This window comes from Pseudoalteromonas sp. NFXS53 (assembly GCF_056629255.1).
In genome coordinates, this window is sequence record NZ_JBWVBR010000002.1 from 376,600 (window position 1) to 399,616 (window position 23,017).

The window sequence follows — 23,017 nt, forward strand, 5'->3', positions numbered from 1 at the left end:
TAATTAGTTATAAAGTAAAGATATATCACTGAGTGATTGTTGCAAGTGATATACGGTAACTGATGGCATTCGCAGCAAAAAGTTCATAATAATTAAGGGCGAATATGGAAAAAAAACCGCAAAATACTCAGCATTCAAAAATGGCTTTGCTACTGACCGGTGGTGGCGCAAGAGCGGCTTATCAAGTCGGCGTTTTAAAGGCTTTGGCTTTAAGCATGCCTCGCAATGCCAAAATTCCTTTTCAAATTATTGATGGTACATCTGCGGGCGCAATTAACTCAGCTGCGATGGCTTGCTATGCCTCATGTATGCACTTGGCTGTACGCAAAATAGAATGGGTATGGCGCCAGTTTCATACCCATATGGTCTATAAGAGTTCATTCTCAGGCGCGTCGAGTTATATTCTCGGTAATATGATGCGCAGCTTTCAATCTGACTATTTAAATCACCCACCCGCTAGCCTACTAGACAACTCGCCGCTTCGAGCATTGCTTAATGATGTTTTAGATTTATCTCGCATTGATAGGAACTTACATAAAAAATACTTAGAGGCTGTGTCTGTTACAGTTTCGAGTTATTCAACCGGAAAATCAGTGGCCGTGTTTCAGTCGAATAATGCCGCCCCATGGCAACGCGCTAAACGTGAAGGCGTTGCAGGGCAAATTACTTTTGACTTGCTCATGGCATCGAGTGCCATTCCTATGGTTTTTCCGAGTGTTAGATTAAAACACCATTATTACGGTGATGGTTCGGTTCACCAGCTTTCGCCACTCAGCCCCTCAATTCACCTTGGTGCTGATAAAATATTTATTATTGGTGTGGAGCAACCTAAACGCCAACGAGAAGTTGGTTATGAGCCTCACTTCCCTGGTGTATCAACAGTTGCAGGCCACCTTCTTGATGGCGTATTTGCTGACACATTACATTCAGACCTAGAGCGCTTACAACGCGTCAATAGAACCATTGGTCTATTACCTACGAGTGCGAGAAACAAGCACAAAGAGCTTAAACAAATATCGACACTGGTCATTAACCCGACGCAAAACTTTAACGAATTAGCTGCTGAATGTTATGAAAGTATGCCATTAGCTGTGAGAGCGCTTCTTCGAACCATTGGTGTGAAAAAACATTCTGAATCGAGTTTACCGAGCTATCTAATGTTTGAGAAAGCCTATACCCGAAGGCTCATTGAGTTTGGATATCAAGATGGACTAGATAGGCTCGATGAAATTAGGGAATTTCTTGAGCTAAACTGAACAAGCAAAACATGCTTTTACTACTTTAATTTTAAGGTATAAACTTGCATTTGATTAAATTTCATAAAAGCATCGATAATGCGGATCAGAAAACCACTTTGTTGTCTCACGATCTAGTTCAAACTCCGTAATAAGAATGTTTTTAACTAAGCAAGTGAAAATTGTTTTATCTAAATAGACTTTACTAACTTGGCTCTTACTGTCAAATATCACTCTTCCTCTTGGAAAGTGGTGGTAAGCACTAGATGGAATATGTAAATTAAATTGCGCATGGAGCAAGTTAAGCTCCCATTCTTCAGCGTGTTTAAAGTTACTATCCACTAAACCTAGACTGTCTTTATTTATGCTTAAGGTGTTTTCAGCCTTATATACTAACGTGTTTTCAACAAACCAAAATATACCTACTTTCATCTCAGGATCCTTATTTAGAGTTTTTCATAAGGACTCGAGATTGTAGGTATTAGAACCCTTATATTATGCAAATACTTAAGATGAATTAAGAGAGACCCTCTAGCAAGAATTGCTCTGCTCGCTCTACGCGTCTGGGCTTACCTTTTAGCAATAGAATGTCGTTTGCTTGCAATATGACGTCGCCATCAGGAGATTCAATTTCTTGCCCATCTCGGCGCAGTGCGGTGATCACGACTCGCTGCTTATTTAAATTTAACTGCGCAATTTGTTTATCAATAGCATAGGCTGACTCTGGTAAAGCAATGGCATGCAGATATTCTAAACGCTCTAAAGGCTCGCTATTTTGCTCCACGGAGCCGTCGGTAAAAAAGCCATGGAGAAACTCGTAACGATTTTCACGCTCTTGGCTTACTCGGCGTAATATACGGCGCATCGGCACACCCGACATATGTAGTACGTGAGAAATAAGCATTAAACTTGCTTCAAGAGCTTCAGGCACAACTTCTGCCACCCCCATCTTTTTAAAGTCTTCAAGGTGTATATCATCTGTGGCACGAACAATAATGGAGACACCCGGCGCGACTCTTTTTATCGCATCTATTACAGGTTGATTTTGTTCAAAGTCAGACATAGTGACTATCACCAACTTAGCTTGCTCAACTTTGGCTGATTTTAAAATGGTATTTTGCGCGGCATGCCCAAATAAAACAGGTTCTCCCGCGTTTTGTGCCTCTTGTACAAGCAGTGGGTTTCGCTCAATAGCAACATAGGGGATGGCTTCTGGTTTTAAAAAGCGCGTAATGGTTTGCCCTACCCGACCATACCCAAGAATTAAAACATGGCCATTTAAATTATGACTGCCGAACGTTTTTTGAAATTGTTCATTACCTTGTTCGCTATCAATGTTTAACACTCCCAAAATACGGTCTGTTTGACTGATTAAATAAGGCGTGAGGGCCATCGAAAATACACCCAGCGCGATTAAAAATGATGCGGTTGTAGAAGCCATTAATTCATGTGTTGAAGCCAACGCGATGAGCACAAAACCAAACTCCCCCATCTGCCAAAGTAAAATACCTGATGCAATGGCATCTTTTTTACGCTCACCAATTAATTGCGCGCAGCCCCAGATGAGCAATAATTTCAAGACAAATAAAACCACTAATGCAGCACAGATATACCAAAACATTTCAATAACAAAGCCGACATTGAGCTGCATACCAACAGTGACAAAAAATAGCCCCATTAATATATCTCTAAAGGGCCGGATCTCAGCTTCTAATTGATGTCGATACTGACTTTCACCTAACATCATACCTGCTAAAAACGCGCCCAGTGCCATAGACAAACCAAATAAGTAAGTCAGACCAGCCGCGCACAAAGCAACCACTAAAGTAGACAGCACAAATAGTTCATCGGTTCTCACTTGTGCCACTTCATTAAAGACAAATGGCAACAGCCATTTACCAATAGCCCACAGTAAAATACAGACAAACGCGCCTTTCGCTAAGGCTATCGCCAAGGTGCTTGCCAACATTTGATTATCAGCTTCGGCAAACAAAGGAATACAAATTAGAAGTGGAACAACAGCTATATCTTGAAATAAAAGTATACCGACAGAGAGCTGACCTCGCCGCTGGTTTAACGCAGCATTCTCTTTCAGGATTTTGACAACTACAGCCGTCGAAGATAAGGTCATGATACTGCCGATTGTAAAAGCACTCAGCCAGCCATAACCAAAAAACTTCACAATCGGGATAGCGACTAGAATTGTTACTATTACTTGAAGACTGCCTAGCCCAAACACCAAGTTACGCATTGCCATTAACTTAGGTACTGAAAACTCTAACCCGAGACTAAATAATAAAAAGACGATGCCGAGCTCAGCAATAAAGTGCATTTCATCACTCATACTCATCCAGCCAATACTCGGGCTACTCGCCAGTACCCCTGTGACTAAATAAGCTAAAATTGCCGGCAAGCCAATGCGCTTGAACAACCAAACCAAAATCATTGCGGCAAGCAATAAGGCAAAAACTTGACTGTAAATGCTCTGCAAATGGCCTCCAGAGAGTCAATTTTATTGAAGTTTATAATTCGACTTTAATTAACTATAGCAAGCGATTGTTTTTCAGCCAGTTTAAAAAATTGGCACAAAAATAGCTTATATGAACTCAGTTATGATAATTAGGGGTTCTAACTAATGGAAAACGTCCATATTCTGACGCAAAGGCTCACAACGCGTGGCGACTATTTGCCGTTTAATACTGAGCAATATATTAATCAAGAGCCAATGTTTGCTCATCGTCTGGTTGAAAAGCTGCAAACAACACTTGATATCGAAGAGCTGCTAGCCATTTATGCAGAGCATGCCGAACGTATCATCAAATTGTCAGGACTACAGTTTCACACTGCATTAGGCGCTTTTCAGTTAAAAGACAGTGATAAACAGTACACACCTTTTAGTTTTGATTTAGACCTTAATGGCGAGCATTTAGGCAAGCTGGTGTACTTTTGCCAATACCAGTTGAGCCCAGCCATTAAAAATAAACTGCAATCAATACACCAAGTTTTAGTTTACCCATTGCGAAACGCATTGATGTATCAACGTGTTTTACAACTGGCAACGAAAGACTCATTAACTGGTCTCTATAACCGCAGCCAATTTAATGACAACCTCGTTCAGAAGATTGAAAACGGCCGTCGCCATCAACGTAAATTTAGTTTGATGCTGCTTGATTTAGACAACTTTAAACAAGTAAATGATAACTTTGGCCACAAAGCGGGTGATGATGTGCTCATAGAGTTTTCAAATATTTTAAAAGCCTCGATTAGAGCGACTGACAGTGTGTATCGTTTCGGTGGAGATGAATTTGCAATTCTAATTGATGACCCAGAATTTGTTACTAATAAGTTGATTGCAGAACGCATTATGGCATCTGTCGAGCACTGCGATCTGATGGCTAAATATGAAGTGACCACCAGTATTGGCTTCACGTTAGCCGACAATGCAGACTGCGAAGATAATATCTTTGCTAGAGCCGATAAAGGTTTATATAAAGCGAAAGCCGCAGGCAGAAACTGCGCACGCGCTATCTAAACAACTCGCCAAAGTAAGCCCCTAACTTACTTTGGCACTTTCAACCCCTAGCTATTGCTTTGACTTGCTCCACAGCAAATAAGCAAACAAACAAGCAGAAGCGCCAAAGAAAAAAGCATTAATTAACCACGCTAGGGCAACAAAACTAGGTAACTCTGCTATCACAACTAAAGCTAGTGGCATTAAAAGCGCGAAAATAAAAAAGCTACCACCTTTTCCGTGCCAATAGCTCAGTAATAAAATCACGGTGACCATACCAAGTACTATCGCTGAGATTAAATTACCAACAATTAGCTCACTAACCGCAGCTAAAGGAATAAAAAGCAGCAAAGTAAATACCATGCCAATGGGGGATTTTTGTGCCAATGATTGACCAATTTGTCTCTGTTGCATATTTAGGTTAACTCCCAAGAAATACCGCTACCCTCACTGATATAGTCAGCAGATACAAAATGACCCACGACCTGTACAAGGTTGTCGTCGTAAAACACTAAGGGGATATTATCTCGCTGCCAAGTGGGGACTTTTAACTCTTTAAGCCAATATTTTAACGTATTACTGCGTACTTTCTTATATGGTTTTATTTGTGACTTTAACAGCCCAAAACGGATAGAAACGCGCTCATGCTCAAAAGGCAGTCTTAGTAAACCGCCGGACTCGCGTTTTAACGTCGCTTTATTATTTAAGACCAGTATTGTGCTTTCGATGTTTTCAACGTTATTTGGAGTGGTCTCCTGCGCATCAAAATACAACTTATCTCTGTAACGTCTGATCGCACCTTTCGATAACTGCACTTGCATTTGCGCATCTTCACGGCTTTCTAGGCTTTGCGTTAAAATTTGTGACATTTGGGCTTTTGACGGCATCACTATTTCTAAATCGCTTAACCATGCTCTCACCACATTGCTCTGCCTAAGCGCACTAAACTGTTTTAACTCATTGAGCTTTAGCGTGGCTGGCACAGTGTTTTTATCTAAACAGAGCCATAAATCAGCTTGGCTTATTTCATCAATTAAGGCTTGCTGTTGTTGTAACAGCTCAATACTGCGCAGCGTACTTTTTAAAAAGCCATTAAAGCGTTTTTTAAGCTGTGGAATGATTTGGTTACGTAAGAAATTACGGTCGAACTTATCATCTTGGTTCGACTCATCTTCAATATGCGCTAAAGAAAAAGTGCGAGCAAATGCTTCAATGTCTTCTCGTGAGATGTTTAAAAGTGGCCTAATACACTGCCTGCCCGATGATAAACGAACTGTATCTTGCATTGCACAGAGCCCAGCAAGGCCAGAGCCGCGCTTGAGTCGTAATAAGAATGTTTCTAACTGATCGTCCGCATGCTGACCTAATAAAATTAAGTTACCCTGCTCTGCTAGCTCATCAAGCGCCTGATAGCGCGCATCTCGAGCAAGTGCTTCAAGGGACTGTCTAGGTGTTGGCTGAACATTAACAGCTTTGGTTTTAAAAGCAATATTCAGAGATAGACAAAGCTGCTCACAAAATTTTTGCCAGTCTTGAGCGTTTTCAGATAAGCCATGGTTAACATAAATAGCTTCGACTGAAATGGATTGGTTTGAATCTAGACTCTCAAGGTAGGTCTTACACAAATGTAATAACACGACTGAGTCGACACCACCCGAAAGTGCCACCGTTAGGCCTGAGCCTAAATGTAATTTGGGCTCTAATGCTGTTTTAAACTGTTTAAATAACGTGGTTTGTTTCATAACTCTAAAACGCAAAAAAGCCGCATAATGCGGCTTTTTTCAAAAGCTTAAGTTTAGCAGTAACCAAACGACATTAGTCGCTTGTAACGCTGCTCAAGCATATCTTCTGTGCTTAATGCCGTTAGTTCAGCAAGGTCACGGTTAAGTTGAGCTTTTAAGTTTTTCGCCATCTCATCGTAGTTACGATGCGCGCCACCAAGTGGCTCGTCGATGATGTTGTTGATCAGGTCTAACTCTTTTACTCGTGTTGCCGATACACCCATCGCTTCTGCAGCAAGAGGCGCTTTTTCAGCACTCTTCCAAAGGATTGACGCACAACCTTCAGGAGAGATAACAGAGTACGTGCTGTACTGAAGCATGTTTACGCGGTCGCCAACACCAATGGCAAGTGCACCACCTGAACCACCTTCACCAATAACCGTACAAATTGTTGGTACTTTTAACGCAGCCATTACTTTTAGGTTACGTGCGATTGCCTCACTTTGACCACGCTCTTCAGCGCCAACACCTGGGTATGCCCCTGGCGTGTCAATGAATGTAATGATTGGCATTTTAAAACGCTCAGCCATTTCCATTAAACGAAGGGCTTTACGGTAACCTTCTGGCTTTGGCATGCCGAAGTTACGCTTAATCTTTTCTGCTGTATCACGGCCTTTTTGCTGACCGATAACCATAACAGGCTTACCGTCTAAACGTGCAACACCACCTAAAATTGCAGGGTCATTTGCGAACGTACGGTCACCCGCAAATTCGTCAAACTCAGTAAAAATGCGCTCGATGTAATCACGTGCATATGGACGTAACGGGTGACGTGCAAGTTGAGAAACCTGCCATGCACCTAATTCAGAGAATACTTTTTCAGTTAGCTCAACGTTCTTTTCTTTTAAACGAGAAATTTCTTCTTCTAAGCTCAGGTCTAAACTGCCTGAACGGCTAACATTTTGTAATTCTTTAATTTTTGCTTCTAATTCAGCAATCGGAAGCTCAAAATCAAGATAATTGAGGCTCATGCTCTACAACCTAATTAATTAAATTCTAATTCTATATCTTGTGCCGCTAACTGAGATAATCGCGTTATAAGATCATCTGTTGGCGTCACACACCATTCTGTACCTAACGTTAGTTCTGCTAACGCATCAGGACGCTGATATTGAACCTTAACTTCGCAAGTACCGAATTTATAAGGTTCTAAGACTTTTCGTAAATTATCGAAGAAGTTCGCGTCAATTTGCACCATATTTAGAGTCATTTTTATTGCTCTGATGCGTTTTTCACGCGCCTGAGCTATGGTACACACGTCTCTGGCTGTCATTGTAATGCCACCAGAGAAGTTATCAAAGCTGACCTGTCCAGATATTACCAAGATTTGGTTAATTTGCAGCAATTCTTGATAAGTTTCGTACTGTTCAGGAAATAAGCGTACATCAATTCGGGCACTTTTGTCATCTAAAGTTATTAAACCCCAACGTTGATTTCGTTTATTAATCAGCGTTCTTGCATTAATCACCAAACCGGCGGCCGTAGCGCTAACATCACGGTTAGTCGGCTGTAAGTCAACTAGTTTACCCGACGTATAGTGTTTTAACTCTTTACGATACTGATTGATTGGGTGACCCGTTAAATACAGGCCTAAGGTTTCTTTCTCACCATTTAGCCACTCTTTATCTGGCATAGGAAGAGCAGACTCAAACGCTTGCTCCACTTCATCTGGCTCTGTCGCAAGCAAACCAAACAAGTCACTTTGACCAATCGCTTCTGCTTTGTGATGCTGCTCAGCAGCTTTCATTGCAGCAGGTAGGCTAGCGATTAGGATTGAACGACCAGCTTGATTTTGCTCAGGTCCCAGTTTGTCTAAAGCACCTGCATAAATCAGTTTTTCAACCACACGCTTGTTTAAACGTTTTAAATCAACACGAGCACAGAAGTCGAATAAGTCTTTAAACTCACCACCCTGCTCACGTGCTTCGAGAATGGCTTCAACCGGGCCTTCACCTACCCCTTTAATCGCACCGATACCGTAAACAATTTCGCCTTTTAAATTTACAGTAAACTTATATAAGCCTTCATTGACGTTAGGCGGTAATAAGGCCAGCTTCATGTTTTCACATTCATCAACCAGGGTGACGATTTTATCGGTGTTATCCATATCCGCCGACATTACCGCAGCCATGAACTCGGCTGGATAATGGGTTTTCATCCAAAGAGTTTGATACGAAACCAGTGCATAGGCTGCTGAGTGAGATTTGTTAAAGCCGTAACCTGCAAATTTTTCTACCAAGTCGAAGATCTTCATGGCGAGTTCGCCATCGACCCCGTTATTCACGGCACCATCTTCGAAGGTTGAACGCTGCTTCGCCATTTCTTCAGGCTTTTTCTTACCCATCGCACGACGAAGCATGTCAGCGCCACCTAGCGTATAACCTGCTAGCACCTGCGCGATCTGCATTACCTGCTCCTGATAGAGGATGATCCCGTAGGTTGGCTCTAGAATAGGTTGCAAACTGTCATGCTGATACTGTGCATCAGGGTATGAAATGTCTTCTCGGCCGTGCTTACGGTCGATGAAGTTATCTACCATGCCCGATTGCAGTGGGCCCGGACGGAATAGGGCTACCAGTGCGATCATATCTTCGAAGCAGTCGGGCTTAAGACGACGAATCAGGTCTTTCATACCACGTGATTCAAGCTGGAACACCGCGGTGGTTTCGGCGCGAAGCAATAGCTCAATACTAGCTTTGTCATCAAGTGGAATAGCATTAATATCTACAGGCTCTTTACCTTCTCGAGCTAAACGCTCGTTGGTCATATCTAGCGCCCACTGCAAGATTGTCAGTGTTCTGAGACCTAAGAAGTCGAACTTAACCAAGCCCGCAGTTTCAACGTCGTTCTTATCAAATTGTGTAACCGGGAACTTACCTTCTTCATCGCAATACAGCGCGGCGAAATCAGTAATGGTCGTTGGCGAGATAACAACACCACCGGCGTGCTTACCAGCGTTACGTGTACAGCCTTCAAGTATGCGACACATGTCGATAAGCTCTTTTACTTCTTCATCGCCATCGTAAGCTTCTGGTAAACGGGGCTCGACATCAAAGGCTTTAGCTAGGGTCATACCCGGATCTGGCGGTACTAACTTTGATATACGGTCAACGAAGCCATACGGGTGACCAAGTACACGACCTACGTCACGTATTACTGCTTTTGCAGCCATAGTACCGAAAGTGATGATCTGAGATACAGCATCACGGCCATATAACTTAGCTACGTGGTCGATTACCTCGTCTCGTCTATCCATACAGAAGTCGACGTCGAAGTCGGGCATTGAGATACGTTCAGGGTTTAGGAATCGCTCGAATAGTAGGTCGAATTCAAGAGGATCAAGGTCTGTGATCTTCAGTGCATAAGCCACCAATGAACCGGCACCCGAACCACGCCCTGGCCCTACTGGAATATTGTTATCTTTACTCCACTGGATGAACTCCATTACGATCAAGAAGTAACCTGGGAATCCCATTTGGTTGATAACGTCGAGTTCGATTCTAAGACGTTCATCATACTCAACGCGTTTTTCTTTGCGTTCATCTTCGTCAGGGAATAAGAACTGCAAACGCTCTTCAAGACCGTCTTCAGAGACCTTAACCAAGAAGTCTTCAATTTTTAAATCACCAGTCGGATAATCTGGTAAGAAGTAAGTTCCGAGTTGAACAGTTACATTACAGCGTTTCGCAATTTCAACACTGTTTTCAAGTGCTTCAGGAATATCACTGAACAACTCAATCATTTGCTCAGGGGTTTTTAAATACTGCTCTTTTGAGAATCGTTTTGGACGGCGTTTGTCTTCAAGCGTGTAACCATCGTGAATAGCAACACGAATTTCGTGCGCATCAAAGTCATGTTCGTGTAAAAACACCACTTCATTGGTGGCAACAACCGGCAAGTCACGTTGCTCAGCCAGTTTCACCGCTTCATGTAAGTAATCTTCTTCGTCAGCTCGACCTGTTCGGATCAGCTCAAGATAAAAATGATCTTTGAAGTGTTCTTCATAGAAAGCAACAGTATCTAATGCCAACTGATGGTTATGCTTTAGAAGCGCCTTACCCACATCGCCGTCTTTACCACCCGAAAGTAAAATTAGGCCTTCTTTGTGCTCTGCAAGCCATTGCTTATCAACCACAGGACGATGAAATACATGACCGCGTTGGTACGCTCTCGAGATAAGTAAAGTCAGGTTTTTGTAGCCATCGTTGTTTTTAGCAAGTACCACCAAACGGCATGGCTCTTCAGGAAACTCATCACTTTTAAGCCAGATATCCGCCCCGACGATTGGCTTAATACCTGCACCATGTGCCCCGCCATAGAAACGCACAAGGCCACATAAGTTCATTTGATCAGTAATAGCAAAAGCTGGAAGCGCTAACTCTTGTGCTCGCGCAACAATCGGCTTGGTCTTTGCCAAGCCATCAACCATAGAGAAGTCACTGTGAACGCGTAAATGAACAAACTGCGGTGCTGGCATTACTGCTCCTTACTTTGCAAAATTCGCTGTACGGGCTTAAACGACGTACGATGGTGTGGCGTTGCACCGTATTGCTCTAGCGCTTCAAAATGCGCTTTCGTTGGGTAGCCTTTATGACCTGCAAAGCCATATTCTGGGTATTGTTCATCAAGCTCTAGCATTTCTTGGTCACGAGCAACTTTTGCTAAAATTGATGCTGCACTGATCTCTTCCACTAAACTATCGCCTTTCACCACGCTCTGTGCTGCCATGCTTAGTTTTGGTAAACGGTTGCCGTCAACAAATACAAATTCAGGCTGAATAGACAGACCTTCAACGGCACGACTCATAGCAAGCATAGTGGCATGTAAGATATTCAGCTCGTCAATTTCAGCTACACTGGCACGCGCAATGTGGTAGCAAAGGGCTTTTTCTTTGATTTCTGCAGCGAGCGCATTACGTTTTTTTTCTGAAAGCTTTTTAGAATCAGCAAGGCCTTCAATTGGCTTATTCGGATCTAAAATAACCGCCGCGGTGACAACATCACCCACTAGTGGGCCACGGCCAACTTCGTCTACACCGGCAATATATTTAACATTGGGTCGTTCAATTTGCATTTATAAGCTCCTTAACTGCTAGAGCCGCTTGTTTGCTGGCATCAAGTCGAATGTTGTTATGAATATCGTAAAATTTATCAATCAGTACTTGGCTATCGCCTTTTAGCATAGGAAAAAGTGCATCGGCTAGCGCATCGCTATTACATTCATCTTGTAAAAACTCAGGCACTAAAGGCGCATCAGCCAACAGGTTTGGCAGTGAGAAATACTTAATATTAAAAGTAAAAAAGTTTTTGAAGATCCAATAACTCACAGGCTTAAACTTATACCCGACCACCATAGGCTTTTTATACAGCATGGCTTCAAGTGTCGCGGTACCTGAGGCTAGTAATACGGCATTTGCTGCTGTCATCGCTTCGCTAGATTGTCCATCTAACAGCTGAACTTTTAGGTTTGGTGCGGCTTTTTCTTTGATCTCAGTAAATTGCGCTTTGCGTTTATCGTTTACCAAAGGCACGATAACTTTTAACTCAGGAATACGCTCTTGTAGTTTTTGAGCGGTTTGCAGATACGTCTCACTTAATAAGCCAACCTCAGAGCCGCGACTGCCTGGAAGCAGCGCTAAAACAGTATCTTCAGCAGAAAGGTTTAGCTTGATTCTCGCCGCATTTGTATCGGTTTCAAGTGGAATGTCATCGGCCAAGGTGTGGCCGACAAACGTACACGGTACTTCATGTTTGTCATAGAAAGCTTTTTCAAATGGCAATAACGACAAAACTAAGCTGGTTGCTTCAGCAATATTAAAGATGCGTTTTTGACGCCAAGCCCACACTGAAGGGCTCACGTATTGCACTGTTTTAATACCAGCCGCTTTTAATGGCTTTTCTACACGAAGATTAAAGTCTGGTGCATCAATACCCACATAAACATCAGGTGGGTTATCTATAAAGTGCTGGACTAGCTGTTTCCTGATTTTCAGTAAACGAGGTAAGCGCCCTAAAACTTCAACTAACCCCATCACTGAGAGTTCTTCCATATCGAATAAACTCTCACAGCCTTCAGCCTGCATTTTAGGGCCTGCAATACCGATAAAACGTGCATTCGGGTAATGTACTTTCAACGCTTTGATTAAGCCTGCACCCAAAATATCGCCGGACAGCTCGCCCGCAACAACACCAATCGTGATTGGCTGTGTATTTGTCGTCATGTTCTAATTCTTTTTAAATAAAAACGCCATACACATTAAATTGTATGGCGTTTGTACATGCTTTAAATAAACCGTCAAGGCTAGCGAATAATGCCGCGCTCAGACGTGTCTAAGAAATCAATCATGCTTTGCACTGCTGCAAACTGTTTCGCATCGTCAGCCAGAGAAGCAACTGCTTCATCTAGTGTTAAGCCCTTTCTATAAAGTGCTTTATACGCTCTACGAACCGCCATAATTTCATCGCTTTCAAACCCACGGCGCTTCATACCCTCGGTATTCACTGCTGCAGGTTTTGCTGGCATTCCTGTTGTTGTCACAAATGGTGGAACATCTTTACTCACACCAGAGTACATACCAATAAATGCGTGAGCACCAATTTTACAGAACTGATGTACACCGGTATTACCAGCTAGAATAGCCCAATCACCTACATGAACGTGACCTGCTACACTTGCGCCATTTGAAAAAATGACATTATTACCAATCACTGCATCATGAGCAATGTGCGTGTAAGCCATAAATAAGTTGTTACTACCTATTTTAGTCACGCCTTGATCTTGAATTGTGCCACGGTGAATCGTCGCACATTCTCGAACAATATTGTTGTCACCCATGATTAATTGAGTTGGTTCATCCTTGTACTTTTTGTCTTGGCAGGCTTCTCCAATAGACGCAAACTGATAAAAGTGATTTCCTTTACCAATCGTCGAAGGCCCTTTAACAACTACGTGAGATTCAATAATCGTGTTATCTCCGATAACAACATCATTACCAATATAGCTGTAAGGCCCTACTTTAACGTTTTCGCCAAGTTGGGCGCCTGGTTCAATAACTGCAGTAGGATGAATTAACATTAAAACTCTCTTCTTGCACACATAAGGTCTGCACTACATACAACCTTACCATCTACTTTTGCTTCTGCTGAAAAACGCCAAATATTACGACGCTCTTTTTCGAACTTAACGTGAATATGCATCTGATCGCCTGGTACTACAGGCTGTTTAAAACGTGCATTATCAACGCCTGCAAACAAGTATAGCTCGTTGTCGCCAGTATTTTGCACTGTTTTAAAACCTAATAAGCCAGTTGCTTGTGCCATAGCTTCTAAAATAAGTACACCTGGGAAGATTTTTTGGTCAGGAAAGTGACCTGTAAAAATTGGCTCATTCACGGTAACATTTTTTACCGCATGCAAGTAATCACCCGGCTGAAAATCGACCACTTTATCTACCAAAAGCATAGGGTAACGGTGTGGTAATAAACGCATGATTTCTTGAACATCAAAACTGTTTAATTCGTTAGCCAAAATAGTATCCTTATTCATCAACTGTTTTTTGAGATGAGCGCGTTTCTAACTCTTTAATACGCTCTTTAAAATCAGATAAATTTCTAAAATGCGCCATGTTACGACGCCATTCTTTGTTAGTGGTGTGCGGCATACCTGAAGAATATGCACCGGGCTCAGTGATTGACTTCGTCACCATGGTCATGCCGGTCAGCATTACACCATCACAAATATCAATATGCCCGTTGATGCCCACAAGACCTGCAATTTGGCAATATTTACCAACGGTTGTACTGCCTGCAATCACTGAACAAGCTGCCATTGCACTACCTTGACCAATTTCAACATTGTGTGCGATTTGAATTTGGTTATCTAAAATTACATCGTCATGGATGATGGTGTCATCTAAAGCGCCACGGTCGATGGTTGTGCTCGCACCAATCTCTACGCGATCGCCAATAATCACTCTACCTAGCTGTGGAATTTTCACCCATTTACCAGCCTCATTTGCATAACCAAAACCATCGCTGCCAATGACCGCACCAGATTGGAATAAACAATGTTCACCAATTTTAACATCATGATAAACACTCACATTAGCCCAAAGCTTTGTGCCCTGTCCTATTTTAGTGTTTTCACCAACAAAGCACCCTGCGCCAATTTGTACGTTATCACCAAGCACAACACCCGCTGAAATAACCGCATTTGCAGCGACACTGACGTTTTCACCGAGCTGTGCATTTTCATCTATTACGGCACTCGGGTGAATACCATTGGCACAAGCCGGCGTAGTATCCATCATTTGCGCAAGTTTTGCATAAGCGATATAAGCGTCTTTTACAATTACTTTATTGCCAGAGAACAGTGCGGCTTCTTTTTCAGAAATAATCACTGCACCCGCTTGAGTTTCATCAAGCTGAGTACGATATTTTTTATTTGCTAGAAAAGCGATATCTGTTCCTTTAGCATTCGCTAAAGTTGCTATCTTCTCAATACAATGAGACGCATCCCCTTCAAGGGATGCGTCTAAAAATTCGCTAATTTGAGCGAGGGTATATTGTTTTGTCATTACTTTTTGCTAACTGCTTCAACAACCTTGCTAGAAAGGTCGGTTACTTTATCAGGGTTAAAGTAAATTGTCGTATCTTTTACTTTGACTTCATCAAACTTACCGTTTTTAGCTACAGACTGAATGGTTTCAATGATTAGCTTTTGTACTTTTGCTAACTCTTGGTTTTGACGTGCTTTAATTTCTTGCTCTAAAGGACGACCTTTTTCAGCAAGTTGCTTTTGCATGCCTTGAATTTTGTCGCGAAGCGCTGTTTTTTGCTCATCGCTCATTGTGGCACTTTCACGTTGAAATTTTTCCATTTCAAAACGCACATCACCTTGTAGCTTTTCTAGTTCTTGACGGCGCTCAGCAAATTCAGATTGAAGCTGTTGCTCGATCTTAGCCATTTGCGGGATTTGCTGGTAGATAGATTGCATATCTACAATACCTACTTTATGCGCTAATGCACTTGCAGAAGTACCCATCATTAATGCTGCTAAAATGCTTAATGCCGTTGTTTTTATAATCGTTTTCACAAAAAACTCCTTAGAATGTATTCGTTATATTAAAGCTGATAGTTTTAGTTTCGTCTTTGTCTTCTTTCTTCAGTGGATAAGCAAAGCTAATCAGCATAGGTCCCATAGGGGAAATCCATTGTAGTGACAGACCTGTCGATACTCTGAAGCGACCTGGGTCTGCGAAGTCACGTAATTTATTAACCTGATCTTCCGCTAAGTCAGAGTAGCGGTCAATATCAAACTCGGTGTCCCAAACGTTAGCAGCATCAACGAAGAAGCTCGTTCTGACAGAACTTGTATTCTCTTCATCTAAGAATGGGGTTGGAACGATTAACTCCATCCCTGCCACTGCTTTGGCATTACCACCAATTCGACCTGACAAATAGAGTTGGTCAAACTCTGATGCCGACCCAATTGTACCTGTTGAACTGCCATCAGGTAAAACTGACCCGTCAATTGGCTTAGTCACTCTTCTAATTGCCTCTGGCAGAATTGTATTTCTGTCAAAGCCGCGTAATTCTTCTTCAGTGATCCTAAAATACTCTTGGAACGGTAAAATTTGATCAAAACCGTTCGTTGAACCATATCCGTTACCATATGCTAATGCCGCTCTGGTAGAGAATACCCAACGGTGGTCATTACTGATTGGCCAATAGAAACGAGAATTGTAGTTAACCTTGAAGAAGTTAAGATCTGAATTCGGCGTTGTCGCATTCAAAGTTAATGACTGACGAGAACCCGCTGTAGGGAACATACCACGGTTAACCGTAATACGAGACCAACCTACACTTAACTCATATTTGGTAAATTCATAGGCTGCGTCTGGGTTATCAGGGTTAAAGAACGCCAAACGCATAATACGTGTTTGCTCGTAGTCTGCAATGTCAGATAAACTTTCTTCAATCCAGCGACCACCGAAATTGATACGGTTCACCGCATCGATTGGGAAGCCGAAGTTTGTACCAATACCATAACTCTTAGATTTATAAGGTACTAGACTAAACGCAGAAGAATCGTAATTATTATAGAAAATGCTGGTACCTTGAGATATACCATCTGGTGTAAAGTAAGGGTCAGTGTATGAGATACTGTAGCGGTCTGAGCCTTTTGACGTGTTGATATTAAACGCTAACTGGTTACCAGTACCTAAAAAATTTGATTCGCTAACACCAATATTGAACTGCAGACCTGCATATGAACCATACGCCACACCCGCTTGGAAGCTACCTGCAGGTTGCTCTTTAACGGTGAAGTCAACGTCAACTTGGTCATCAATACCAGCTATTGGTTTTACTTCAAACTCAACATTTTCCATATAAGGTAGACGTTGGATCTGCAGTTTTGAACGCTCAAGACTCTGGTTAGATAGCCATGCGCCTTCAAGTTGCGTCATTTCTCGACGCACAACTTCATCTGCGGTTATTTGGTTACCATTGACCATAATACGGCGAACATAAATTCGATTACCTGGATTGACTGAAAGTGTTAGTTTTACTTCTTTATTCTCGTCATCAATTTCAGGGATAGTACGAACTTCGGCATTTGCATAACCAAAGCGCGCTAAATAACTTTTAATGTATTCTTCTGAAGCTGTTACCACTGAGCCATTGTAAAGCTCACCCGTTTTAAGTGGGATAATACTCTTCAGCAGCTCTTCACGACCTAATAAGTCACCAATAAAGTCAAAGCCTTTAACCGTGTACTGTTCACCCTCTGTGATATTAGCTGTGACATACACTGACTCACGCTCTGGGCTCACTGATACTTGTGTTGAGTCGATGTTAAAACGCAGATAGCCTTTATCTAAATAATAGCTTCTGATTTTTTCTAAATCGCCTTCAATCGTTTGCTTTTGGTAACGGTCGTTAGATAAGAACTTCCACCAAGGTAAGTCTTGTTGAGATTCAACAAGGTTTAACAGCTCTTCGTCAGAAAACAATTCATTACCAACTAAGTTAATTTGTCTAACTGACGCTGCGTCACCTTCTTCAAAATCAAGGTTTAAACGCACACGGTTACGTGGCAGCTCGGTGATGCTCACTTCGATCTTGGCATTATATTTACCAATGCTATGGAAGAAGTCGATCAAGCCTTTCTCAATGTTCGATAAAACAGTTCGATCTAAAGGCTCACCAGCACGGATATTCTGCTGCTCTAAACTGTCGTTTAATTGCTCATCTTTGATGTCTTTATTGCCATCAAATTCAATAGACGCAATTGTTGGTCTTTCTCTTACTTTAAAGATGAGAAGCTCATCATCACGATAAACTGAAATGTCTTCAAAGTGGCCTGATTTGTATAACGCTTTGACTGTTTGAGAAATCGTATATTCATCAATGTTATCACCCACATTAATTGGAATATGGGTCAGTGCAGCACCCAATGCTACACGCTGTAAACCTTCAACTTTTAAATCTTCTACGATAAAGGAGCTTTGCCCAGCTGCCGCAAAGCTTGCGCCAAGTAAACTGGTTACTGCGAGATGTTTTTTTATCGGCATTTTATTATCTTTATCCTTTACAACTATTAGCGTACATAGCGCTTTGAGGCTTTAAATGACATTTTGGTCTATAACCTTGAAACATCATTAAGCAATGCAAAACAGGTTAGGCCTAGAAGCAACATCGCCCCAATTTTGTAACCTAACTCTTGTGTCTTTTCAGAGACTGGTTTTTTGCGAATAAGTTCAATTATGTAATACATTAAATGCCCGCCATCTAATACTGGCAGCGGCAATAAATTAAAAACTCCAAGATTGACACTTATTAACGCTAAGAAACTGAGAAAAGCCACCAACCCATAACTGACACTGGTACCCGCGCCTACTGCAATTCCTACTGGACCACTCAAATTATTGACTGACACTTTGCCGGTGATTAAGTTACCAATCATGTCAAAACTCAATGTGATCAATGCGTAGGTCTTTTGTACGCCAAGCACAATACTATCCAATGGCCCATAATGTCTAGTTTCAATGTACCCTGGCGGCCAACTTTCTAACTGAGGAACGACACCTAAAAAGCCTTGTTGGATGCCATTTGGTCCAGTTCTCGCTTCTGGGGTTACTGATAAGATTTGTCGATAACCATTTCTCATCACCTCCAGCTGAATGGCTTTATTAGGTGAAGCTTGTACAAGACTGACCAGAGATTGCCATTGTTCGATTTCTTGACCATCTGCAGCAAGAAGCTTATCTCCTACTTGTAAACCCGCTTGGCTTGCTGCTGAGCCTTTTGCAACATGACCGATAGTGAGTGTTAAAGCAGGTCTGTATGGCACGATACCAATCGCATCTAGTGGCGGTTGATCTTTTTTATCTAGCTTCCAGCCAGTTAAGTCGATGGTACGAATCTGAATTTGCTGCTGTGCATCTTGCACTTTGACGTCGACTGATTGCTCACCTAAGTGAGACATCAAACTGAAGGTGACTTCTTGCCAAGAAAGTACATCTTGGCCACCCATGGCTAAAATATGATCGCCCGACTGTAATTGTGACGATGCTGCTCGGCTTTGTGCGTGCACATCACCTACCACAGGTTTAGCATTTTGCACGCCAATCATATACATGAGTGCCAGCGCGAAAATAGCAAAGATAAAGTTGGCCATTGGGCCTGCTATAACAATGGCAATGCGAGACCAGACTGATTTGTTATTGAAAGAAAGATGCGCTTCGCTAGGGTCGACGGCTTCGACACGCTCGTCGAGCATCTTTACATAACCACCAAGTGGGATCATGGCAATCACATACTCAGTGCCAAGTTTGTCATGCCAACGACACAAAGGCTTTCCAAAGCCTACTGAAAACCTTAAAACTTTTACGCCCGCTTTTCGTGCAACCCAAAAGTGCCCATATTCATGCACAGTAACTAAAATACCTAATGCTACAATGAAAGACCCTAAGTGCCAGAAAAACTCAAACATAATCACTCCATGGTTTTAAGTATGTTTTTAGCTAAAACTCTTGCTTCATTATCTTGAGCAAGCACATCATCAATATCTAAGAGGTTTGTAATCGCGATGCGACTCAGTACCTCAGCATTTACTTTATAAATATCTGTAAAACTTATTTGTTTATTCAAGAATGCTGCAACTGCAATTTCATTTGCCGCATTCACAGCTGTGGTTGCGGCTTGCCCCGTTTTACAAGCTTCTATTGCTAACGCTAAATTCGGATAACGATGATAATCCGGTTTTGTAAAAGTAAAATCACAAATTTGTGAGAAATCTAAAGGTGCGACACCTGCATCTATTCGTTCAGGATAAGACAAGCCGTAGGCAATTGGTGTACGCATATCAGGTTGTCCCATTTGTGCAATCACAGAGCCATCTTGATACTGTACCATTGAGTGGATCATACTTTGTGGGTGGATCACCACTTCGATATCGTCTGCATCACAGTTAAACAACCACTTAGCTTCGATAAACTCTAAGCCTTTATTCATCATGGTCGCAGAGTCTACTGAGATCTTCTGACCCATAGACCAGTTTGGATGAGCAACAGCTTCTTCAACGGTTACATCAGCTAAAGTATTAATATCTCGATTTAAGAAAGGTCCACCTGAACCAGTTAACAGTATTTTACGAATACCGAACTGTTCAAGTTTAGGATCTGAATGCTGCTGGAAAGCACTTGGTAAGCTTTGATAGATAGCATTATGTTCGCTATCTATCGGCAACAGGGTCGCACCATGTTGCTTCACTTTATCCATAAAGATTTGGCCCGACATCACCAAAGACTCTTTATTCGCTAAAAGTACTTTTTTGCTGTGCTCGACCGCACTAATTGTCGGCAACAAACCTGCTGCTCCTACAATCGCAGACATAACGATATCAACGTCACTGTGAGAAACCACGTCTCGCATTGCTTGAACGCCTGTCAGAACCTGAATCTCGGTTCCTGCTAAGTCATCCTTCAGTTGCTTTGCCGCTTGTTCACATTGCATCACCGCAAATTTTGGTTTAAATGTCTGGCACTGCTGACGCATTACCTCAACATTACGACCTGCAACTAAGGCGAATACCGAAAATTTATCAGCATTGCGAGATATCACATCTAAAGTAGAAACACCAATTGACCCTGTTGAGCCTAGGATCACTACCTGTTGAATGCTCATAACGCTACCGTCCAAGCATAACAAAGTGCGAATATTGGTGCTGCTGCTGTGAGGCTATCAATACGGTCTAAGATACCACCATGGCCAGGTAAGCAGCTACCTGAATCTTTTAAACCTGCTTCACGCTTAAACATACTTTCTAGTAAGTCGCCTACGGCTGAAAACAGTGCGATAAACACAGTTAATAAGGCATAAACTGGCCACATCGCTTGCTCAACATCAGCACAAGCACAGAAGATAACGACAAAGATAACCGCAGTAAGTAAACCACCTACTAACCCTTCAATGGTTTTATTTGGGCTTACTTTTGGCATTAACTTATGCTTACCTAGATTTTTACCCGCAAAGTAAGCACCTATGTCTGCACTCCAAACAATGCCCAGTACCACCATAATCAGGGTTGAACCAAATAACTCCGATTGTTGGTATTCAGCACTACGTAAGACATTGAGTGCAAGCCAAAGCGGCACGAGTGTTAGCAAGCCTGCTACAGCCTTCATAACAAGACCCTCTGACCACGCACGAGACATACTTGGGTATTTAACAACAAGAAAAGTAGCAACTAACCACCATGCAAATGCAAGGGTGAAAACATAGTTCGCATCAGACAATAATTGCCCATTTTGCCAAAGTGATTCGATGGGCCAATGTAGATGAAGTGCGCCAAGAATAGCGGCAACTAAAGCAACGAAAGCGCCTCTTTGCGCCATTTTTTTCAGGCCCATCAATGAAGACCATTCCCAAGCACCCAGAAGTGTAATCGCACCAGCTATAAAACTAAATAGTGATAGCGGCGTATAAAACACCAAAAGCATAGCCAGTGGCGCTAGTACCACTGACGTTAAAATACGTAATTTAAGCAAATTAATAACCTTTAACTTGTTGTTTTGGACTCGGCAAGTAATTGTTTTATTTGTTCGCCGGTACAGCCAAAGCGTCGCTCTCGAGATACAAAACAGGCAATTGCCTCAGAAAAAGCCTCTTCATTAAAATCAGGCCAAAGTGTATCTGTAAAATAGAGCTCAGCATAAGCTGCCTGCCAAAGTAAAAAGTTGCTGATGCGGCAATCTCCGCCAGTCCTTATCAACAAGTCTAATTCACTTTGATCTGCCATACTTAATTGTGCTGACAAAGCGTCTTCTGTGATATCTCTCACAGTAAGTTGGCCATCTTGTACTTGCTGCGCCATAGATTGAGCGGCTTGTACAATATCCCAACGGCCACCGTAATTTGCCGCAACATTTAATTTCAGACCTGTATTATTAGCGGTTAATTCATGTGCCGCTTTTACCCTATCTTGTAAGGATTCAGGAAAGCGTGAAATATCACCAATAATAGTCAGTTTTACATTATTCTTATGTAGTTTTTTAACTTCTTTAGATAAGACGAATAAAAACAGTTCCATTAAGGTACTGACTTCATCTTCAGGTCGTCGCCAATTTTCACTGCTAAAAGCAAAAAGCGTCAACGATTCAATACCCAGTTTTGTACAAAACTGAACAGCCGAACGAACGGAATCTACACCCTTTTTGTGTCCATATGTACGAGGACGATTGCGGCTTTGCGCCCAACGCCCATTCCCGTCCATGATAATAGCAACATGTTTAGGCAAAGACTGCTTTGAAACTGTTTCAGTACTTAAAACCATAATTCCGATTTAGGTAAAAAAAAACGCCGCCTAGTATACCCTAGACGGCGTTTCAAAACTAATAAATTTGAGCTGGTTAGATTTCCATCAATTCAGCTTCTTTCGCACTTAATTGAGTATCCATTTCTTTAACATACTTGTCTGTTAACTTTTGGATTTCTTCTTCGCCTTGACGTGCTTCATCTTCTGAGATGTCTTTGTCTTTAAGTAGCGACTTGATATCGCCATTCGCATCACGACGGATGTTACGAATAGCAACACGACCACCTTCAACTTCACCACGTACAATTTTGATAAGGTCTTTACGACGCTCTTCTGTTAACGGAGGAAGTGGTACACGGATCACGGTACCTGCAGACATAGGGTTTAAACCTAAATCTGAAGACATGATCGCTTTTTCAACTGCTTGTGCTAAAGACTTATCGAATACATTGATTGCTAATGTACGAGAATCTTCAGTTGTTACGTTTGCTACTTGGTTTAGAGGCGTGTCTGCACCATAGTAAGAAACTGTAATACCGTCTAATAATGCAGGGTGTGCACGACCAGTACGGATTTTAGATAGCTGGCTAGCAAGTGCTGCCACGCTTTTTTTCATGCGCTCTTCAGCGTCTTTTTTGATATCGTTAATCACAATTCAATCCTAGTCTTTGT

General features: G+C 42.1%; 20 protein-coding genes. 2 read left to right on the forward strand and 18 right to left on the reverse strand.

Annotated features, from left to right (window positions below; all coding sequences use genetic code 11):
- Positions 1–104: 104 nt before the first annotated feature.
- Entirely contained in the window at positions 105–1,256 is a 1,152-nt protein-coding gene (locus AC1HJP_RS04530) for a patatin-like phospholipase family protein (RefSeq protein WP_480360594.1), read from the forward strand.
- A 54-nt stretch (positions 1,257–1,310) separates the two neighbouring features.
- Here AC1HJP_RS04530 and AC1HJP_RS04535 read toward each other — a convergent pair whose 3' ends face one another.
- Both AC1HJP_RS04535 and AC1HJP_RS04540 read right to left on the reverse strand, forming a co-directional pair.
- On the reverse strand, positions 1,311–1,667 hold the full coding sequence (locus AC1HJP_RS04535) for a hypothetical protein (RefSeq protein WP_480360595.1): 357 nt from the start codon (positions 1,665–1,667) through the stop codon (positions 1,311–1,313).
- An 85-nt stretch (positions 1,668–1,752) separates the two neighbouring features.
- Positions 1,753–3,726 carry a monovalent cation:proton antiporter family protein gene (locus AC1HJP_RS04540; protein ID WP_480360596.1) on the reverse strand — a complete coding sequence of 658 codons (1,974 nt, stop codon included), beginning with the start codon at positions 3,724–3,726 and terminating at the stop codon, positions 1,753–1,755.
- A gap of 144 nt (positions 3,727–3,870) precedes the next feature.
- Between AC1HJP_RS04540 and AC1HJP_RS04545 the strand changes: the two genes are divergently transcribed.
- Complete coding sequence (locus AC1HJP_RS04545; RefSeq protein ID WP_480360597.1) at positions 3,871–4,767, forward strand: GGDEF domain-containing protein; 897 nt, start codon at positions 3,871–3,873, stop codon at positions 4,765–4,767.
- A 51-nt stretch (positions 4,768–4,818) separates the two neighbouring features.
- On the opposite strand, the gene AC1HJP_RS04550 is transcribed toward AC1HJP_RS04545, so the two are convergent.
- From AC1HJP_RS04550 to frr, 16 genes are all read right to left on the reverse strand, one after another.
- A complete protein-coding gene (locus AC1HJP_RS04550; RefSeq protein WP_480360598.1) occupies positions 4,819–5,160 on the reverse strand; it encodes a hypothetical protein in 342 nt (113 codons plus the stop codon).
- 2 nt (positions 5,161–5,162) lie between these two features.
- A complete protein-coding gene (gene tilS, locus AC1HJP_RS04555; RefSeq protein WP_480360599.1) occupies positions 5,163–6,488 on the reverse strand; it encodes a tRNA lysidine(34) synthetase TilS in 1,326 nt (441 codons plus the stop codon).
- A gap of 53 nt (positions 6,489–6,541) precedes the next feature.
- Positions 6,542–7,498, reverse strand: coding sequence for an acetyl-CoA carboxylase carboxyl transferase subunit alpha (accA, locus tag AC1HJP_RS04560; protein ID WP_130257115.1), 957 nt, complete (start codon positions 7,496–7,498; stop codon positions 6,542–6,544).
- A gap of 14 nt (positions 7,499–7,512) precedes the next feature.
- On the reverse strand, positions 7,513–11,004 hold the full coding sequence (gene dnaE / locus AC1HJP_RS04565; RefSeq protein ID WP_480360600.1) for a DNA polymerase III subunit alpha: 3,492 nt from the start codon (positions 11,002–11,004) through the stop codon (positions 7,513–7,515).
- Complete coding sequence (rnhB, locus tag AC1HJP_RS04570; protein ID WP_480360601.1) at positions 11,004–11,600, reverse strand: ribonuclease HII; 597 nt, start codon at positions 11,598–11,600, stop codon at positions 11,004–11,006. Before rnhB ends, dnaE begins: the two co-directional genes overlap by 1 nt.
- Complete coding sequence (gene lpxB, locus AC1HJP_RS04575; protein ID WP_480360602.1) at positions 11,590–12,747, reverse strand: lipid-A-disaccharide synthase; 1,158 nt, start codon at positions 12,745–12,747, stop codon at positions 11,590–11,592. Before lpxB ends, rnhB begins: the two co-directional genes overlap by 11 nt.
- An 80-nt stretch (positions 12,748–12,827) precedes the next feature.
- Complete coding sequence (gene lpxA / locus AC1HJP_RS04580) at positions 12,828–13,601, reverse strand: acyl-ACP--UDP-N-acetylglucosamine O-acyltransferase (RefSeq protein WP_058030511.1); 774 nt, start codon at positions 13,599–13,601, stop codon at positions 12,828–12,830.
- Entirely contained in the window at positions 13,601–14,053 is a 453-nt protein-coding gene (gene fabZ / locus AC1HJP_RS04585; protein ID WP_138481217.1) for a 3-hydroxyacyl-ACP dehydratase FabZ, read from the reverse strand. The genes lpxA and fabZ overlap by 1 nt, the downstream gene beginning before the upstream one ends.
- A gap of 10 nt (positions 14,054–14,063) precedes the next feature.
- Positions 14,064–15,101: a UDP-3-O-(3-hydroxymyristoyl)glucosamine N-acyltransferase gene (gene lpxD, locus AC1HJP_RS04590; protein ID WP_480360604.1), complete on the reverse strand. Its 1,038-nt coding sequence runs from the start codon at positions 15,099–15,101 to the stop codon at positions 14,064–14,066.
- The gene (locus AC1HJP_RS04595; RefSeq protein WP_480360634.1) at positions 15,101–15,571 is read right to left on the reverse strand and encodes an OmpH/Skp family outer membrane protein; all 471 of its coding nucleotides are present in this window, start codon (positions 15,569–15,571) and stop codon (positions 15,101–15,103) included. The genes lpxD and AC1HJP_RS04595 overlap by 1 nt, the downstream gene beginning before the upstream one ends.
- 58 nt (positions 15,572–15,629) lie before the next feature.
- A complete protein-coding gene (bamA, locus tag AC1HJP_RS04600; protein ID WP_480360605.1) occupies positions 15,630–18,101 on the reverse strand; it encodes an outer membrane protein assembly factor BamA in 2,472 nt (823 codons plus the stop codon).
- Positions 18,102–18,169: 68 nt separating this feature from the next.
- Positions 18,170–19,522, reverse strand: a complete 1,353-nt coding sequence (gene rseP, locus AC1HJP_RS04605; protein WP_480360606.1) for a sigma E protease regulator RseP — start codon at positions 19,520–19,522, stop codon at positions 18,170–18,172.
- A gap of 2 nt (positions 19,523–19,524) precedes the next feature.
- Entirely contained in the window at positions 19,525–20,715 is a 1,191-nt protein-coding gene (ispC, locus tag AC1HJP_RS04610) for a 1-deoxy-D-xylulose-5-phosphate reductoisomerase (protein ID WP_480360607.1), read from the reverse strand.
- Entirely contained in the window at positions 20,712–21,578 is an 867-nt protein-coding gene (locus AC1HJP_RS04615; RefSeq protein WP_480360608.1) for a phosphatidate cytidylyltransferase, read from the reverse strand. Before AC1HJP_RS04615 ends, ispC begins: the two co-directional genes overlap by 4 nt.
- 11 nt (positions 21,579–21,589) lie before the next feature.
- The gene (locus AC1HJP_RS04620) at positions 21,590–22,363 is read right to left on the reverse strand and encodes an isoprenyl transferase (RefSeq protein ID WP_480360609.1); all 774 of its coding nucleotides are present in this window, start codon (positions 22,361–22,363) and stop codon (positions 21,590–21,592) included.
- A gap of 76 nt (positions 22,364–22,439) precedes the next feature.
- Positions 22,440–22,997: a ribosome recycling factor gene (frr, locus tag AC1HJP_RS04625; RefSeq protein ID WP_421963075.1), complete on the reverse strand. Its 558-nt coding sequence runs from the start codon at positions 22,995–22,997 to the stop codon at positions 22,440–22,442.
- Positions 22,998–23,017 lie beyond the last annotated feature (20 nt).

Bases quoted from the DNA above. Each gene is read 5' to 3' on its own strand.
- AC1HJP_RS04530 (WP_480360594.1), top strand. From the start codon at position 105: ATGGAAAAAAAACCGCAAAATACTCAGCATTCAAAAATGGCTTTGCTA.
- AC1HJP_RS04535 (WP_480360595.1), bottom strand. From the start codon at position 1,667: ATGAAAGTAGGTATATTTTGGTTTGTTGAAAACACGTTAGTATATAAG.
- AC1HJP_RS04545 (WP_480360597.1), top strand. From the start codon at position 3,871: ATGGAAAACGTCCATATTCTGACGCAAAGGCTCACAACGCGTGGCGAC.
- AC1HJP_RS04550 (WP_480360598.1), bottom strand. From the start codon at position 5,160: ATGCAACAGAGACAAATTGGTCAATCATTGGCACAAAAATCCCCCATT.
- tilS (WP_480360599.1), bottom strand. From the start codon at position 6,488: ATGAAACAAACCACGTTATTTAAACAGTTTAAAACAGCATTAGAGCCC.
- accA (WP_130257115.1), bottom strand. From the start codon at position 7,498: ATGAGCCTCAATTATCTTGATTTTGAGCTTCCGATTGCTGAATTAGAA.
- dnaE (WP_480360600.1), bottom strand. From the start codon at position 11,004: ATGCCAGCACCGCAGTTTGTTCATTTACGCGTTCACAGTGACTTCTCT.
- rnhB (WP_480360601.1), bottom strand. From the start codon at position 11,600: ATGCAAATTGAACGACCCAATGTTAAATATATTGCCGGTGTAGACGAA.
- lpxB (WP_480360602.1), bottom strand. From the start codon at position 12,747: ATGACGACAAATACACAGCCAATCACGATTGGTGTTGTTGCGGGCGAG.
- lpxA (WP_058030511.1), bottom strand. From the start codon at position 13,601: ATGTTAATTCATCCTACTGCAGTTATTGAACCAGGCGCCCAACTTGGC.
- lpxD (WP_480360604.1), bottom strand. From the start codon at position 15,101: ATGACAAAACAATATACCCTCGCTCAAATTAGCGAATTTTTAGACGCA.
- AC1HJP_RS04595 (WP_480360634.1), bottom strand. From the start codon at position 15,571: ATGATGGGTACTTCTGCAAGTGCATTAGCGCATAAAGTAGGTATTGTA.
- bamA (WP_480360605.1), bottom strand. From the start codon at position 18,101: ATGCCGATAAAAAAACATCTCGCAGTAACCAGTTTACTTGGCGCAAGC.
- rseP (WP_480360606.1), bottom strand. From the start codon at position 19,522: ATGTTTGAGTTTTTCTGGCACTTAGGGTCTTTCATTGTAGCATTAGGT.
- ispC (WP_480360607.1), bottom strand. From the start codon at position 20,715: ATGAGCATTCAACAGGTAGTGATCCTAGGCTCAACAGGGTCAATTGGT.
- AC1HJP_RS04620 (WP_480360609.1), bottom strand. From the start codon at position 22,363: ATGGTTTTAAGTACTGAAACAGTTTCAAAGCAGTCTTTGCCTAAACAT.